This window comes from Kineococcus haloalkalitolerans, from assembly GCF_050871905.1.
In the GTDB taxonomy this organism is placed as follows: Bacteria; Actinomycetota; Actinomycetes; order Actinomycetales; family Kineococcaceae; genus Kineococcus.
In genome coordinates this window covers 24,492-40,482 of record NZ_JBJLSH010000005.1, presented here as the reverse complement: position 1 = coordinate 40,482, position 15,991 = coordinate 24,492, and the positions used below count along the sequence as shown (strand labels likewise).

At 77.4% G+C, this 15,991-nt stretch carries 13 protein-coding genes; 4 read left to right on the top strand and 9 right to left on the bottom strand.

Annotation, left to right across the window (positions count from 1 at the left end; genetic code table 11):
• Nucleotides 1–59: 59 nt before the first annotated feature.
• Genes ACRYMY_RS03775 through ACRYMY_RS03765 form a run of 3 tightly spaced genes read left to right on the top strand, consistent with a single transcriptional unit; the run spans nucleotide 60 to nucleotide 3,241 of the window.
• Nucleotides 60–1,214 carry a 4Fe-4S dicluster domain-containing protein gene (locus ACRYMY_RS03775; protein ID WP_432545935.1) on the top strand — a complete coding sequence of 385 codons (1,155 nt, stop codon included), beginning with the start codon at nucleotides 60–62 and terminating at the stop codon, nucleotides 1,212–1,214.
• Nucleotides 1,211–2,353 (top strand): NrfD/PsrC family molybdoenzyme membrane anchor subunit, encoded by a 1,143-nt coding sequence (nrfD, locus tag ACRYMY_RS03770; protein ID WP_432545934.1) that lies wholly within the window; start codon nucleotides 1,211–1,213, stop codon nucleotides 2,351–2,353. Before ACRYMY_RS03775 ends, nrfD begins: the two co-directional genes overlap by 4 nt.
• A gap of 51 nt (nucleotides 2,354–2,404) precedes the next feature.
• Entirely contained in the window at nucleotides 2,405–3,241 is an 837-nt protein-coding gene (locus tag ACRYMY_RS03765; RefSeq protein WP_432545933.1) for a formate/nitrite transporter family protein, read from the top strand.
• Nucleotides 3,242–3,248: 7 nt separating this feature from the next.
• Here ACRYMY_RS03765 and ACRYMY_RS03760 read toward each other — a convergent pair whose 3' ends face one another.
• The 7 genes from ACRYMY_RS03760 to ACRYMY_RS03730 form a co-directional block, all read right to left on the bottom strand.
• Nucleotides 3,249–3,749: a signal peptidase I gene (locus ACRYMY_RS03760; RefSeq protein ID WP_432545932.1), complete on the bottom strand. Its 501-nt coding sequence runs from the start codon at nucleotides 3,747–3,749 to the stop codon at nucleotides 3,249–3,251.
• A complete protein-coding gene (locus ACRYMY_RS03755) occupies nucleotides 3,746–4,264 on the bottom strand; it encodes a hypothetical protein (RefSeq protein WP_432545931.1) in 519 nt (172 codons plus the stop codon). The genes ACRYMY_RS03760 and ACRYMY_RS03755 overlap by 4 nt, the downstream gene beginning before the upstream one ends.
• Before the next feature lie 5 nt (nucleotides 4,265–4,269).
• Entirely contained in the window at nucleotides 4,270–4,890 is a 621-nt protein-coding gene (locus tag ACRYMY_RS03750; RefSeq protein ID WP_432545930.1) for a hypothetical protein, read from the bottom strand.
• Nucleotides 4,891–5,012: 122 nt separating this feature from the next.
• Nucleotides 5,013–6,224 carry a pyridoxal phosphate-dependent aminotransferase gene (locus ACRYMY_RS03745; RefSeq protein ID WP_432545929.1) on the bottom strand — a complete coding sequence of 404 codons (1,212 nt, stop codon included), beginning with the start codon at nucleotides 6,222–6,224 and terminating at the stop codon, nucleotides 5,013–5,015.
• A gap of 29 nt (nucleotides 6,225–6,253) precedes the next feature.
• Nucleotides 6,254–8,449: a sensor histidine kinase gene (locus tag ACRYMY_RS03740; RefSeq protein WP_432545928.1), complete on the bottom strand. Its 2,196-nt coding sequence runs from the start codon at nucleotides 8,447–8,449 to the stop codon at nucleotides 6,254–6,256.
• Nucleotides 8,446–11,457, bottom strand: coding sequence for a hybrid sensor histidine kinase/response regulator (locus tag ACRYMY_RS03735; RefSeq protein WP_432545927.1), 3,012 nt, complete (start codon nucleotides 11,455–11,457; stop codon nucleotides 8,446–8,448). Before ACRYMY_RS03735 ends, ACRYMY_RS03740 begins: the two co-directional genes overlap by 4 nt.
• Nucleotides 11,454–11,840: a response regulator gene (locus ACRYMY_RS03730; RefSeq protein ID WP_432545926.1), complete on the bottom strand. Its 387-nt coding sequence runs from the start codon at nucleotides 11,838–11,840 to the stop codon at nucleotides 11,454–11,456. The genes ACRYMY_RS03735 and ACRYMY_RS03730 overlap by 4 nt, the downstream gene beginning before the upstream one ends.
• 290 nt (nucleotides 11,841–12,130) lie before the next feature.
• On the opposite strand from ACRYMY_RS03730, the gene ACRYMY_RS03725 reads away from it, so the two are divergent.
• Nucleotides 12,131–14,080, top strand: coding sequence for a GGDEF domain-containing protein (locus tag ACRYMY_RS03725; RefSeq protein ID WP_432545925.1), 1,950 nt, complete (start codon nucleotides 12,131–12,133; stop codon nucleotides 14,078–14,080).
• A gap of 204 nt (nucleotides 14,081–14,284) precedes the next feature.
• Here ACRYMY_RS03725 and ACRYMY_RS03720 read toward each other — a convergent pair whose 3' ends face one another.
• Together ACRYMY_RS03720 and ACRYMY_RS03715 are read right to left on the bottom strand one after the other, a co-directional pair.
• Nucleotides 14,285–14,686 (bottom strand): hypothetical protein, encoded by a 402-nt coding sequence (locus ACRYMY_RS03720; RefSeq protein WP_432545924.1) that lies wholly within the window; start codon nucleotides 14,684–14,686, stop codon nucleotides 14,285–14,287.
• Nucleotides 14,687–14,866: 180 nt separating this feature from the next.
• Complete coding sequence (locus ACRYMY_RS03715; RefSeq protein ID WP_432545923.1) at nucleotides 14,867–15,943, bottom strand: GGDEF domain-containing protein; 1,077 nt, start codon at nucleotides 15,941–15,943, stop codon at nucleotides 14,867–14,869.
• Between the last annotated feature and the right edge of the window lie 48 nt (nucleotides 15,944–15,991).

Below are 15,991 nucleotides of genomic sequence, written 5' to 3'. Positions count from 1 at the left end.
CAGGGAGCCGGGCCGCGCGACGCGGGCAACGGGTCCGCCGCAGCGGGGGAGGACGACGGGTGACAGGGGCGAACAGCCTGTACGGACGGCTCGACGACCCGGCCCGCGACGCCGGGTACGCGGACCCGCCGCCGCGCAAGGGCTTCTTCACCGACACGTCGGTGTGCATCGGGTGCAAGGCCTGCGAGGTGGCCTGCAAGGAGTGGAACGCGGTGCCGGAGGACGGCATCGACCTCCTCGGGATGTCCTACGACAACACCGGCGGGCTGGGCGCCGACTCGTGGCGCGCGGTGCGCTTCGTCGAGCAGTCGCGCTCCGCCGGCCGGCAGACGCCGCCGTACGCGGCGGACGCCACCGGCACCGGCTCGGAGCAGCTGCAGCAGGACACCGTGGCCGCCGGGATCGACGTCTTCGACGAGGCCGCCCGGCTGGGCACCGCGGTGCCGGGCGGGCAGCCCGTGGCCGGCGTCGCGGTCGACCGGGCGACCGGCGGGTGCGGCAGCGGCGGCGGGTGCGGGTGCTCGGGCGGCTCGGGCGGCTCGGGCGGCTCGGGCGGCTCGGGCGGCACCGCCGCCCCGGGGGGCGCCAAGGACCTCGGGATGCCGGGGATGCTGGCGCCGGGCGCCGTGCCCGACCGCGACGGGCGGCAGGCGGTGCGCTGGCTCATGGCGTCCGACGTGTGCAAGCACTGCACGCACGCCGCGTGCCTGGACGTCTGCCCCACCGGTTCGCTGTTCCGCACCGAGTTCGGCACGGTCGTCGTCCAGGACGACATCTGCAACGGCTGCGGGTACTGCGTGTCGGCGTGCCCCTACGGCGTGATCGACAAGCGCGAGGAGGACGGCCGGGCCTGGAAGTGCACCCTGTGCTACGACCGGCTCAAGGACGACGAGACGCCCGCCTGCGCCAAGGCCTGCCCCACCGAGTCCATCCAGTACGGCGACCTGGACGAGCTGCGCGAGCGCGCCGAGCGGCGCCGGCAGCAGCTGCACGACGTCGGCGTCACCGAGGCGCGCCTGTACGGGCACGACCCCGAGGACGGTGTCGGCGGGGACGGCGCGTTCTTCCTCCTCCTCGACGAGCCGGAGGTGTACGGGCTGCCGCCGGACCCGGTCGTGACGACCCGCGACCTGCCGTCGATGTACAAGCACATGATCGTGGCCGCCGGGGCCATGCTCCTCGGGGTGGCCGCCGCGGCGGTGGGACGGCGATGAGCGAGCAGCCGCAGCTGAAGGGTTTCCGGGGGCACGAGGACCCCCGCCCGTCCCAGGCCACCCCGCGCCAGCCCGGCGTCCCCGGGCACGACGACGTCGGCACCGACCCCGTCGGCGGCCAGGCCGCCCGCATGTGGGAGGCCGGGATGGGCCGCCGCGAGCGGCGCCGCCGGCGCGGTGACGTGAACGCGGTCGTCCCCGAGGCCGAGTTCCGCTCCTACTACGGCCGGGCCGTCCTCAAGCCGCCCGTGTGGAAGCACGACATCGCGTACTACCTGTTCACCGGGGGACTGGCGGCGGGAACGTCGATGCTCGCGGCCGTCGCCGACCTGCGGGGGCACACCGCGGCGCGCCGCGGGCTGCGCACCACCTCGCTGGCCGCCGTGGGCGCCAGCGCGTACTTCCTCATCGTCGACCTCGGGCGGCCCGAGCGCTTCTACATGATGCTCAGGACGGCCAAGCCGACCTCCCCGATGTCGGTCGGGACGTGGATCCTGTCGGCGTTCGGCCCCCTCTCCGGCGCCGCGGCCGTCGCCGAGCTGGCCTGGCTGCTGCCCGAGCGCGGTCTGCCCGGGCTCGCACGGCGCGTCGCCGCCGGTGTCGGCCGCGCCGCCGGCCTCGGTGCCGCGGTCGTCGGCCCCCTGCTGGCCACGTACACGGCGGTGCTGTTCGCGGACACGGCGGTCCCGAGCTGGCACGAGCCCTACCGGGAGCTGCCGTTCGTCTTCGGCGGCAGCGCCCTGGCGGCCAGCGCGGGCGCGGCCCTGGTGCTCGCCCCCGCCGCGCAGACGCGCACCGCGGTCCGGCTGGCCCTCCCGGCCGCCGCCACCGAGCTCGTCGCCGCCCACCGCATGGAGCACGCCCACGGCGTGGTCAGCGAGCCCTTCCAGCTCGGCCGGCCGGGGAAGATGCTCAAGGCGGCCCGCGCCCTCACCGTCGCCGGCGCCGTCGGCGCCCTCGTCGGCCGCCGCTCGCGCGTGGTCGCCGCCGTGTCCGGGGCGAGCCTGCTGGCCGGGTCCTTGCTCACCCGCATCGCCGTGTTCGAGGCGGGCGTCGACTCGACCCTGGACCCCCGGTACGTCGTGGTCCCGCAGCGGGAGCGGCTGGCCGCGCGGGGAGGCCGGTCGCAGGACACCTGAGGCCGGCAGCGGACCGGTGGTCCGCGCTCACCAGCACCCCGAGGAGGCGCCGTGGCGTACAAGGGTCCCGACGACGTCGCGGTCGCCGCCGTCGCGGCGGGCGCGAAGAAGGCGGCGCTGCCGCTGCCGAAGATGCTCGTCGGCGGCTTCCTCGCCGGCGCCTACATCGCCTTCGCCGGGCTGATCGCGGTGGACACCACCGCCGGTCTCGACCCCGCCATCTGGGGCGGCATCATCACCCTGCTCAACGGCGCGGTGTTCACCCTGGGCCTCGTGCTGGTGATGGTCGCGGGGGCGGAGCTGGTCACCGGCAACATGGCCCTCGTGCCGATGGCCGTTCTGCAGGGGCGCGCGAGCGTGGGCCAGCTCCTGGGCAACATCGGCGTGCTCCTGGTCGCGAACCTGCTGGGAGCGCTGTTCGTCGCCTACGTCCTGGCCGTCGCCACCGGGGTGATCGGCGGGCCCGACGCGGCGGAGGGCACGACGGCCGCCGCCAACCACGAGCGCCTGGCCGGGCTGGCCACCAGCAAGGCGGTGGGCGAGGCGCACCACGAGGTGTTCCTGCGCGCCGTCGGCTGCAACTGGCTGGTCTGCCTGGCGGTGTGGATGTCCCTGGCCGCCGAGGACGTCGCCGGCAAGGTGCTGGCGATCTTCTTCCCCATCACGGCGTTCGTGGCGCTCGGGTTCGACCACGTCGTGGCGAACATGTTCTTCCTGCCCGCCGCCTGGTTCGCCGGCGTCCCCGGCTTCGGGTGGGGCGACATCCTGCTGAACTGGCTGTTCGCCCTGCTGGGCAACGTGCTCGGCGGCGGGCTGTTCGTCGGCCTGGCCTACTGGTTCCTGCACCTGCGCGGCCGCGAGCGCGAGGCGCCGCAGGCCGGGGCCTGACGGGCCCTCACGCGCCGCAGGTGCACGGCGGGTCGTGCCGCGCCGCTGCCACCTGCCGGGCCTCCAGCAGGAGCAGGACGCCGCCCACGCCCAGCGCTGCGGTCACGGTCCCGCCCGCCAGCACCCACCCCAGCAGCGGCAGCGCCCAGCGCGCCCGCGCCAGGTCGGCGTCGTCGAGGGCCACCGTCCACGGGTCCGCCGTCGTGTTCGCGTCCCCCCGGGTGGTCATGGCCCGCGCGCCGTCCCGCTCGGAGACGGCGGTGACGCGGTGCAGGACCGGTCGGCTGCCCGTGTCGTAGGGGGCGGGCGGGCGGAACGCGACGACGTCGCCCGCGCGCACGTCCGCACCCGCCAGCGGTGTCGTCACCACGAGGCTGCCCCGCGGGAACACCGGGTCCATCGACCCGGTGAGCACGGGGACGACCCGCGCCCCGACGAGGTGCGCGGCGAGCACGAGCAGGGCCGACAGCACGAGCACCGCCCAGCCCGTCCGCGCGCGGGCGGTCACGAGCTGGTCCTGTCGCGGCCCGCTGGCCGGACCGGCGCCACCCGGAGGTCGATCCTGGTGAGCACCGAGACGGTGAAGGACAGGCGCAGGTACAGGCTGCGGCCGGCCGGGACCACCGGTGTGGTCGCCGTGCGCAGCTGCGACGACAGCACGTCCACGGCCAAGGTGGTCCGACCCGACGCGCACGTGCCCGCCGTCCAGGGCACCGCGCAGGTCTCGACGGTCGCGCTGAGCGTCAGGAGCGCGGGCTTGGACAGGCTCAGGAGCACCGGCAGGTCGAGGGAGGAGGTGTTGCGCAGCTCCAGGGCGATGGGCGGGGCGAGCACCAGGACGTCGCCGGAGTAGCTCGTGCGGTCGGCGGACACGCCGGCGGCCGGAGCGAGCTCGGCGCCGAGGACCGCGGTGGTGACCGTGCCGACCGGTGCGGTCGACGAGCGCGACCACGCCGCCGCGGCGTCCGCCGCACCGCTGAGGGAGGAGAGCACCACGCACACGACCGCGGCGGCCAGGCGCACGGGTGTCAGCCGCCGGTGCGGTCGCGGCCGCCGACGAGCGTGCTCGTCACGCGGATCGACAGGGTCGACGACTCGGCCTGGACGTCCGAGGGCGCCGTGCTGTTGAAGGTGAACTTGTACCGGAGCCGCTGGACGGCGCCGGAGCCCGGTTGGATCGTCCCGTGGTCCACGGCGCGGCCGGTCGCCGTGACGGTCCCCGCTGCACCGACGGGGGTGCCGGCCGCGCCGGCGCAGCCGAGCTGGCCCGTGCTCCAGGCGCTCGGGCAGCTGGCGACCTCGACGTCCAGCCACGGCGCCAGGGCACCCGTCGCGCTCACCAGACCCGTGAAGGCCGCGGCGGTGGAGCCGTCGTTGCGCACGTCGACGTAGCGGTAGAAGAAGTCCCCGGGGACGAGGTTGGCGATGTTGGCCGTCAGCGGCATGCCGTTGGCGGGCAGCACCTCGACCGCTGCGGTGGCGGCGGCCACCGACGAGGGCGCGGCGTCCTTGCTGACGTTCCAGCTCGCCAGGGCGCCGGTGCCGACGAGGGTCACCCCGCCCACGGCGAGGAGCGCGGCCACCGCGCGGCGCCGGCGCCGGGCCCGCTGCGCGGGGCACGTGCTGGTGTGGGGTTCGGTCGTGGTCACGGGGTCACCTGCCGGTCGGTGCGGGACCGGTCACTAGTACGGACCGGCGCGGTCTCCTAGGTGATCGACCGGTGGTGCCCCGCCTTGACCCGCACGCGTGACCCCCGAAGGGGCCGCGCCCCTCAGCCGCTGCGGCGTCCCAGGAACGAGGCGATGCGGCCCACCGCGGTCTCCAGCGTCTCCACGTGCGGCAGCGTGACGATGCGGAAGTGGTCCGGGTGCGGCCAGTTGAACCCGGTGCCCTGCACGACGAGCACGTGCTCCTGCTCCAGCAGGTCCAGCACCAGCTGGTAGTCGCTGTGCACGCGGTGGACCTCCGGGTCCAGGCGCGGGAAGCAGTACAGGGCGCCGCGCGGCTTGACGCAGCTGACGCCGGGGATCTCGTTGAGCAGCTCCCACGTGCGCCGCGACTGCTCGGCCAGCCGCCCGCCGGGCAGCACGAGGTCGGTGATCGACTGGTGCCCGCCCAGCGCGGCCTGCACGACGTGCTGGGCGGGCACGTTCGCGCACAGGCGCATGTTCGCCAGCAGGTCCAGGCCCTCGATGAAGCTGGCCGCGTGGTGCTTGGGGCCGGACACGACCATCCACCCGGAGCGGAACCCCGCCACCCGGTACGCCTTGGACAGGCCGTTGAACGTCAGGCACAGCACGTCGGGGGCGACGGCCGCCGTCGAGGTGTGCGTCGCCCCGTCGTAGAGGATCTTGTCGTAGATCTCGTCGCTGAGCAGGAGCAGCCCGTGCCGGCGGGCCACCTCGGCGATCCGCTCCAGCACCGGGCGCTCGTACACCGCGCCCGTGGGGTTGTTGGGGTTGATGACCACGACGGCCTTGGTGCGCTCGGTGACCAGCGAGGCCAGGTGCTCGGTGTCCGGGGCCCACCCGTCGGACTCGTCGCAGCGGTAGTGCACGGCCCTGCCCCCGGCGAGGCTGACCGCCGCCGTCCACAGCGGGTAGTCCGGCGCGGGCACCAGGACCTCGTCGCCGTCGTCCAGCAGCGCCTGCATCGCCATGACGATCAGCTCGCTGACGCCGTTGCCGAGGTAGACGTCCTCGACGTCCACGCCCGCCAGGTCCTTCTGCTGGCTGTACTGCATGACCGCCCGCCGCGCCGACAGCAGCCCCTTGCTGTCGCTGTACCCCTGCGCCTGCGGCAGGTTGGCGACCATGTCCTCCAGCAGCTCCGGCGGCGCCTCGAAGCCGAACGGGGCGGGGTTGCCGATGTTCAGCTTCAGGACCCGCTGCCCGGCCTGCTCCAGCTCCTGGGCGCGGGTCAGCGCGGGGCCCCGGACGTCGTAGAGGACACCGGCGAGCTTGGTCGACTGGAGGATCTGCACCCTCCCGATCCTGCACCCCCGCGCCCGGCTCAGCCGACCGGGAGGGCCCCGGCGCGCCGCACCGCGGCGGCACCGGCGCCGGCGGGCGCCTCGGGCCCGCGCTGCGGCAGCGTGAACACCACCGTGGTGCCCCCGCCGGGGGTCTCCTCGGCGTGCACGCGCCCGCCGTGGCGGCGCACGATCCGCTGGCAGGTCGCCAGCCCGATGCCGTGGCCGCCGGGCCCGCCCTGCCCACCGCCGTCCGGCGACCCGACTTGCGCGAACATCTCGAACACCCGCTCGCGGTCGGCCTCGGGGATGCCGCGGCCGTTGTCGGCGACGCGGAACTCCCAGCCCTCGCCGGTGCGCGCGGCGCTGACCTCCACCGCGCACGCCCGGTCCGGGTCGCGGTACTTGACCGCGTTGCCCACCAGGTTCTGCAGCAGCTGGCGCAGCAGCACCGGGTCGGCGTGCACGACCGGCAGGGGAGCGGGCGCGCGCACGACGGCACCGGCCGCGGCCACCTGCGCGGCCAGGTCGTCGCACGCCTGCGCGAGGACCTCGCCGGTGTCGGTGGGCCTGCGCTCGCACACCACGGCCCCGGCCCGCGAGTGCCGCAGCAGGGCGTCGATGAGCGCGCTCATCCGGTCCACCCCGCGCAGGGCCGCCGCCACCCAGCCGCGGCCCTCCTCGCCCAGCGCCTCGCCGTGCACCTCGCCGATCATCTGCACGTACCCCGACACGACGGTCAGCGGGGACCCCAGGTCGTGGCCGGCGACCCCCGCGAAGTGCTCCAGCTCGCCGTTGGAGCGCAGCAGCTCCTCGGTGCGCTCCGCCAGCTCCGCGTGCGCCTCCACCAGCGCGGCCTCCCGCGCCCGCACCGCGGTGACGTCCTGCATGGCGACCACCGCGCCCAGCGCGGTGCCGTCCGCGGCGCGCATCAGCCGCCCCGAGCACACGACCGTCACCGGCCGGCGCCCGCGGGGCGCGATGACGATCTGCACCCCGCGCACGAACTCCTCGCGGAACACCCGGGCCAGGGGGACCGCCGACGGGCGCAGGGGTGTGCGCCCGTCGGCGGCGAACAGGTCGTAGGTGCCCGCGTGCTCCGCCGGGTCCAGGTCCGCGTCGGCGTCCAGGCCGTGCCAGGTGCGGGCCACCTCGTTGAACTGCACCAGGCGCCCGTCCGCGTCGGCGACGACCACGCCCAGCTCGGCGGTGGCCAGCACGGCCTCGGCCAGCTCCCCGCGCCGCTCGGCCTCCGCGGCCGCCGCGCGCACCTGGCGCAGCAGCTCCTCGCGCTCGTCGCGCCCCAGCGCCAGGGCCAGGCCGATGACGGCGCTCAGCCCCGCGTACGCCTGCACGACGAGGGCGCGGGCGCCCGGGTCGGCCACGTGCGCGAACGGGCCGTGCCCGGCCAGGGTCAGGCCGACCGCGGCGACGGTCGCGACCAGCGCCAGCAGCACCACGGCGGTGGTGTCGAACCGCAGCGCGACCCAGACGACGAGACCGACGGGCACGAACACGAGCGGCAGGGAGTCCAGCGCCCCGAAGACGAGGACGTGCGCGAGCGCGCCGGCCACCACGACGGCGACCAGCTCCACGACGCGCCAGGGCGCCGGGCGCGCCCACCGGTCCCCGCGGGAGCGGGCCGCGCGCACCGCCGCCGCCAGGAGCGGGCCGGCGCACAGCGTCAGCAGCACCGCGACCGCGCCGCGCGCGACCCACACCGCGGCGCCCACCCACGACCAGGCGCCGGTGGCCACCCACACCGCGCCGGTGCCCAGCACCGCGCCGGCGGCCGACGCCGCGCCCGCCGCTCCCAGCAGGAGGCCCAGGTCCGCCACCGTCGCCGGCGGGCGGGCACCCAGGTGCGGGCACCAGGCCGCCACGGCGCGCACGAGCGCCGCGACCTGCACGACGTTCGCGGCGGCCAGGGCGGCCGCCAGCGCCGGCGGGGTGCCCGTCAGCGCGGTGATCGCGCCGGTCAGCACCGCCAGCGCGCCCCAGTCCGCCCAGCGGTGCGCCCCGCCGCGGCGGGCGAGGAACCACAGCGCGGCGATCCCCGCGCCAGGGTGGACCAGGCCGATGCCGCTGGCGTCGACGGCGGTCGAGCGGCCCAGCCACACCGCCGCGGCGAACACCGCGGCGAAGGCGGCGGCGGCCGGCAGCCCGGCGGCGCGCGCGGGTGCGGCCTCGACGGCCCCGACGGACCCGACGGCCCCGACGGCCGCGGGGCCCGTCACGGGGTCGTCCGCGGTGCGTCGACGGCGCGCAGCTCACCCGCCAGGGCGCGCACCGCGGCGCACGCCCGCCCGGCCAGGCCGTCCAGGGCGTCCAGCTGCTCCGCGCCCGCGCTGCCGCCGCCGCGCGCGGTGTCCTCCAGCTGCGCGCACGCCTGCGCCAGCTCCTCGGCGCCCAGGTTGGCCGCCGATCCCTTCAGGGCGTGCGCGTGCACCGCCACGGCCGCGGGGTCCCGCGCGAGCACGGCCGCGCGCAGCTGCTCCAGCGCCGCGGGGGCGCGGTCGGCGAAGGAGGTCAGCAGCCCGGCGAACAGCTCGCGGTCCTGCGCCGTCGCGACACCGCCGAGGTCCTCCAGGCGGGCCCGCACCGAGACCTCCAGCGGCGGCCACGGTGCCGGCTCCGCGACGGCGTCCGGAGCCGTGGCGAGGACGGGCGAGGGGGCGGGCGAGGGGGCGGGGCCGTCGGCGAGGGCGGCGGGGACGGCGCCGTCCAGGCGGTGCGCCTCCCGGGCCCGCTCGCCGTCGCGGCGCACCGCGCCCACCAGCCGCTGCAGCACGACGCGCTGCAGCACCTCCTGCAGCTCGCGCGCGCGCACCGGCTTGGTCAGGTGCTCGTCCATGCCCGCGGCCGCGCACGCGTCTCGGTCGCCGGTGAGCACGCTGGCGGTCAGGGCCACCACGGGCGGCTGCCGGTCGGCGGGCAGGTCGGTGCGGATGCGCCGGGTGGCCTCCAGGCCGTCCATCCCGGGCATGTGCAGGTCCATGAGGACCACGTCGTACTCGTGCTCGCGCACGGCCTCCACAGCCGCCCGGCCGTCGGCGACGACGTCCACCGCGTGCCCGAAGCGGGCCAGCAGCAGCTGCGCGACGCGCTGGTTGACGACGTTGTCCTCCGCCAGGAGCACCCGCAGGGTCCGCGCGGGCGCGGGGGGGCCGGCCGGCTCCGGCGCCGCCGGACGGCCGGGACCGTCCGCCGGACCCCGCGCCGGACCCCGCGCCGGACCCCGCGCCGGGTCCTGCGCCGAGCTCTCCGCCCGGCCCAGCGCCTGCTCCAGCGCGCCGCGCAGCACCTCGCTGCGGGTCGGCTTGGACAGCACCACGTCGAAGACGCCACCGGCGGCCGCGGCCGGCACGTGCACGCTCGTCAGCAGCGCCGTCACCGCCGGTCGCCGGTGCGCCGGCAGCTCCGCCACGGCCCGGGCCAGCTGCTCGCCGTCCATGCCGGGCATGTGCATGTCGACCACCGCGACCGCCGGCACGTCCGCCGCGTCCACCACCGTCGACAGCAGCCGCAGGGCCTCCGCTCCGGAGGCGACGTCGGTGCAGCGCGCGCCCCACCCCTCCAGCTGCAGGCGCAGCACGCGCCGGTTCGTGGCGTTGTCGTCCACGACGAGGACGTGCCGGCCCGCCAGCGTCGAGGGCGCGGCGGTCCGCCCGTCCTCCTGCGGCGGCCCGGCCGGCAGGCGCAGCGCGACGGAGAACGTCGAGCCGATGCCGGGGACGCTGTCCACGTCCAGGCGCCCGCCCATCGCCGCGACCAGCCGGGCGCTGATCGCCAGGCCCAGGCCCACGCCGCCGTGGCCGCGGGTCGTGGAGGAGTCCAGCTGCCCGAAGCGCTCCAGCAGCCGCACCACGTCGTGCGGGGCGATGCCGACACCGGTGTCGCGCACGGCGATCCGCACGTCCACCAGCTCCGGCTCGTCCGGGGCGACCGGTGCGGGGGTCGCCACGACGGTGAGGGCCACCTCCCCGCGGGAGGTGAACTCCACGGCGTTGTCCAGCAGGTTCGCCACGACCTGCCGCAGCCGGTCCGCGTCCCCGCGCACCGTCGCCAGCGCCGGCGCCTCCACGTGCGCGGTCAGCTCCAGGCCCTTGGCCGACGCCTCGTGCGCCAGCAGCGCCACCGCGGACTCGGCGACCCGGCGCACGCAGAACGGCTCGTCGGCCAGGCGCAGGTCCCCGCTCTGCAACCGGGAGAAGTCCAGCACCTGGTCGATGGTGGCCAGCAGCGCGTCGCCGGAGTCGCGCACCGTCTCGGCCAGCTCGCGCTGGCGGTCGTCCAGGGGCGTCTGCAGCAGCAGGTCGCTCATCCCGATGACGGCGTTCATCGGGGTGCGCACCTCGTGGCTCATCGTCGCCAGGAACGACGTCTTCGCCGCGTCGGCGGCCAGCGCCTCGTCGCGGGCGCGCACGAGCACGCCGACGGCCTCCTCGATGGAGCGGGCCACCTCCACGACCTCGCGCGGTCCGCGCTCCACGCGCACCCGCGGCGGCTCACCGGCCGCCAGCTGCTGCGCCGCGGCCGCGACCTCCTGCACCGGCTGCACCAGGGAGCGGCGCACCCACACCGCACCGCCGGCCACCAGCGCCAGCGCCAGCGCCGTGCCGGCCAGCACGAGGCGGTGGGTCGTGGCCGCGCGTTCGGCGCCCTCGGCGCGCTGGGCGGCCAGCACCGCGCGCTGCTCGGTCTCCAGCACGTCCAGGGCGGCGGTCGTGCGCCGCATCGCCCGCCGGCCGGCGTCGGTGGCGACGACGGCCCGCGCCTCCTCGAACCCCCGCTCGCGGCGCAGCGCGATCGTGCTGTCCAGCTCGACGAGCTTCTCGCGCACCGCCGTGGCCAGCTCCGCGCCGGCGGCGTCACCGTCCGGGGTGCCCGCCGTCTCGGCGACCAGCCCGTCCACGGCCGCGGTGATGCGCTCGCGCGCGCCCTCGTAGGGCTCCAGGTAGTACTCGCGGCCGGTGATGAGGTAGCCGCGCTGGCCGCGCTCGGCGTCGCGCAGCAGCACCCGCACGGTGCTCACGTCGTCCAGGACGGCGTGGGTGCGCTCGACCCGGTCCTGGTCGTGCAGCAGGCCCTGGATGCGCACGTACGAGGACGTGCCCGCCAGGACCAGGCCCGCCACGGCCAGCGCCAGGCCCGTGGCCAGCAACCGGGAGACCGGCTGCCGCGCACGGCCGCCGGCCGCGCGGCGGGGGGGCGTGCGGCTGGAGGTCGCGGAGCCGCCGCTCACCAGCCGTCGCCCGCCGCGGGCACCGCGAGGGCCTGCTCGATCGCCTTGGCCAGCGCGCTGAGCACGACCGGCTTCGTCAGGTAGGTGGCGCCCAGGGCGCGGCCGGCGGCGATGTCGGCCTCCTGCACGCGCCCGGACAGGAACACCACCGGCACGGCGGCGTAGCGCTCGTCGGCGCGCAGGGCGCGCACCAGCTCCAGCCCGCTCGTGCCGGGCAGCGTGACGTCGCTGACGACGACGTCCGGCGCGCCGCGCTCGGCGAGCACCGCGTGCGCCTCGTCGGCGCTGCCGGCGCCCAGCACCCGGTGCCCCGCACCGCGCAGCCGCACCTCCAGCAGCGTGCGGATGTCCTGGTCGTCCTCCACCACGAGCACCTTCGCCACGGCCGGTCCTCCGTCGTCGCCCTGGTCGCCTCGGCCCGGGGCGGGACGTGCGCACCGGGCTCCTGAGACGTCGGCGCACCGGGGGAGGACTTGAGCCCGCGACGTCCACCGGGTGCGACGGCGCGACCCGTCCGGGCCAGCGGGCCGGTGCCCGCGCGGGTGCCCGCCGTCCCCGGACGGCTCAAGGTGCGACGGCGCGTGACCGAGCGACCTCTGCAGAGCCCCGGGCAGCGGACCGTCCGCCGGGGACGGCGAGCGGCCCGGACCCGTGGCCGCCGGGAGGAGGTGCCGTGCGCAGGACGAGCCGCGCCGCCCTCCGCGCGCTGCTGTGGACGGTGCTCTTCGGGCTCGCCCTGGCCGCCGGGCGCCTGACCGCGCTGGAGGAGCACGGCTTCGCGCTCGTGTCCCCGGCCGCGGGGGTCGCCGCGCTGTGGTGCGCCCGCTCCCGCCCGTCCGCGGCCCGCGCCGGTCGCACGACCCGCCGCGCCGCCCTGCGCGCCGCGTCCTTCGCCGTCCCGCTGGCCGCCACCTCGCTGCTCGTGCACCTGCTCACGGGCGCCGCGCTGCCCGCCGCCGCGCTGCTGACCGCCGCGCTGCTGGGGCAGACGCTGCTCCTCGTGGTCCTGCTGGGCCGCTGGTCGCCGCGCCTGGTCGCCGGGGCGCCCCTGCACCGCGTGCACCACCTCCTCGCCCTCGTCGGCGCCACCGCGCTCGCCGCCACCGCGTCCGGCGCCGCGGCGCTGGGGACCGCCGCCGCCGTGGGCGGGGGGTGGTCGTGGAGCTCCCTGGCCGTGTGGACGGCGCGCGCGGTCGTCGGCGTCCTGCTCGTCGTCCCGCTCGGGCTGCGGCTGCTGCACCCGGCCCCGCCCGCCCGGCCGGCGCGGGCGGCGGAGCTCGCCGCGCTGGCCGGTGCCACCGTCCTGCTGTACGCGTGGTTGTTCACGCACCTCGTGGGCCTGCCCGTCGCGTTCCTGCTGCTGCCGCTGACGGTGTGGGTGGCGCTGCGCTTCAGCACCTCCGTGCTCAGCGTCCACACCCTCCTGACGGGCGCGGCCGCCGTCGTCCTCACCCTCGAGGGCGCCGGGCCGTTCGCCGGGCCGTTCCGCGCGGCCCCGGGCGAGGTCGCCGCGACCGTCCTGCCGGCCCTGCTCGTGCAGGCGTTCGTGGGCGTGTCCGCCGTCGTGGGCCTCGTGCTCGCCCTGGTGCGCGACGAGCGCGACGCCCTCCTGGCCCGCGTGCGCGCCCAGGCCGCCGGCGCGCTGCGGCAGGCCGAGCACGCCGCCGCCCTCACGGAGGCCCTGCGTTCCCTCAACGCCGCCGAGGACGTGCGCGCGGCCATCTGCGCGGCGGCCCGCGAGGTCACCGGCGCCGACGGCGCCTACCTGCTCGAACCCGACGGGTCCGGGGCGCTGAGCAGCGCCGCCGTCGCCGGCGCCGGCTTCCCGCCGGTCAGCGTGCGGCTGGAGGAGCAGTCGCTGACGGCGGCCGTCTTCCGCAGCGGCGAGGCGGACTTCGTCGCCGACCTGGCCGCCCACGACGGTGCCTCCCAGCGCCTGCGCGAGGGCCTGGGGGTGACCTCGGCCGCCTTCCAGCCCGTGCGCACCAGCCTGGGGGAGCGGGCCGGGCTGCTGGTCTGCGTCTGGCGCGAGCGCGTGGAGGCGCTGCCGGCGCACGTGCCGATCGCCCTGGCCACCCTGGCCTCCGAGGCCGCGCACGCCGTCGAGCGCGCCGACCTGCTGCTGCGCCTGGCCCTGGCCGCCGAGCGGGACCCGCTGACCGGGCTGGCCAACCGCCGCCGCTGGGACGAGAGCGTCGCCTCCGAGACCGCGCGCGCCGCCCGCTCGGGGCTGCCGCTGTCGTTCGTCCTCCTCGACCTGGACCACTTCAAGCGCTACAACGACACGCTCGGCCACCTGGCCGGCGACGAGCTGCTGCGCGAGTTCGCCACCGCCGCCGCCGGCTGCCTGCGCGAGGTGGACACCCTGGCGCGCTGGGGCGGGGAGGAGTTCGTCCTGGCCCTGCCCGGCTGCAGCGCGGCCGGGGCGCGGGCCGTGGCCGACCGCATCCGCGCCGTCGTCCCCCGCGGGCAGACCTGCACGGCCGGGGTCGCGCAGTGGCGGCCCGGGCAGACCGCGGCCGAGGTCCTGGCCCTGTGCGACCTCGCGCTGTACGAGGGCAAGGAGCGAGGCCGCGACATCACCGTCGTCGCCGACCCCGACCCGGTGCCCGCCCCCGCCTGACCCCGCACCGTCTCTGCCCTCCGTGACCTCGCTGGTAATCCCAGCAAGATCACGGGAGGGGAGAGGTGGTGCGGGAGGGGGCGGGTGGTGGGTCGGTCGGGCGCCTCCCGCCGCGCGGGGTCCCCGACCCCGTCTCCACCCGCCGTGATCGTGGAAGGGTGAACGCTCACCCGTGCATGATCACCGCGGGGGAGCGGTGGGGGGTCAGGCGCGGAAGTCGGTGCGCGCGGCGCCGCCGTGGGCGTCGAGGTACTCGTGCGCGGTGCGCAGCTGCGCGGCCGTGAACAGGTCGTCGACGCCGCCGGAGGCCGTGCCGAACACCGACGCCAGCCGCTGCAGGTACGCGGGGGTGACCGGGTGCCCGGGCGCCAGGGTGCCGTCGGCGCGGTCGTGGGCCAGCGTCCACGCCAGCGTGGAGGCCTGCCCGGCCGCGGGGTCGACGTGCTCGCCGGTGCTCGCGGCGATGAAGGCCAGGTCGCTCGGGGCCAGGTGCACCAGGGCCGTGGGCCGGCGCACCACGACGGGCACGTCGGGGCCCGCCGGGAGGGACGCGCGGCGGTCCTGGGTGCCCGCCCAGGCGGGGCGGACGGGGCGGTCGACGTTCATCTCAGCTCCCTCGTGCGGTGCGCGGGTGGTGCGCAGCGACGGGTGCCGCGCTCGCGCGTCCCATCGGCAGCCCGCCGCGGTACCTGAGCGTCACGGCGGCTGACCCGAACGGGTGATCGCGGTGAGCGGGAGGACGCGCGAGGGGGTGTCCGGCGTGACATGCCGCGCACGGGGGAGGGCTCAGCGCCCGCGCAGGTCCACCGACCGCCGCTGGGCGCGCTCGCGCTTGTCGTCGTACATCGCCTGGTCGGCGCGCTGCCACGCGGCGTCGAGGTCCTGCCCGGGCAGCCACTCGCTCACACCCAGGGAGGCGGACACGCCCGCGGCGGCCAGCCCGTCGCGCAACCGCCGCGCGAAGGCCTCGCCGGCCGGCTGGTCGGCCCCCGCGAGCAGCACCGCGAACTCGTCACCGCCGAAGCGGGCCACGAGGTCCTCCTCGCGCACGTGCTCGCGCAGGACGGCCGCGGCCCGCCGCAGCAGGCGGTCACCGGCGCGGTGCCCGAGGCCGTCGTTGACGACCTTCAGGTCGTCCAGGTCCAGCACGACGACGCAGGAGCCGCCCGGTGCGCCCGCGGGAGGTGCGGCGGGAACCGTGGCGGGGGTCGTGGCCGGGGTCGTGGCGGGGGGCGCCCGGTGGTCGGCGACCGCCCGCGCCCAGCCGCGGCGGTTGGCCAGCCCCGTCAGGCTGTCGGTCTCGGCCTGCTCCAGCGCCCGGGCCGCGACGCGCTGCAGGTGCGCGGCGTGCCGCTCGCTCTGCAGCAGCGAGCCGAGGAGCCGCGCCAGCAGCCCCAGCAGGGGCAGGTGCGCGCGCACGGCCAGGAGCCGCGCGGGCTCGTCCTGGCCCCAGAGCGCACCCTCCACCGTGCCGTCCTCGCCCAGCAGCGGGGTGGCGGTGAAGCCGTCGCGCACGAGGAGGCGCGGCTCGCGGGCGGTGCCGCGGGCGAGCGCCGCCGTGTCCGGTGCGCCTTCGGGCAGCTCACCGGGCAGCTCCTCGAGCGGTTCCCCCGCCCGGGTGCCCGGGGGCGTGGAGCGCGTCGCGACCACCCGGTGCCGGCCGCGGTCGTTGCGGGTGATCGTCCAGCGGCGCAGCGGCACGACGGCGGCCAGGTGGTCCAGCACCGACTCGCTGGCCCCGACGGACGCCGGGACGGAGCCGGCGGGGAGGGCGGGGGACGGTCCGGGCGGTGCCAGGGGGGAGCCGGTCAGGGGCGCCGGGGCGTGCCGGGGCGGCGGCACCGCCGCTCCGCGATCACCCACGACCGTCTCCACCCGACCTCCCCGCACCGCACTTTCTCACGCACGGTA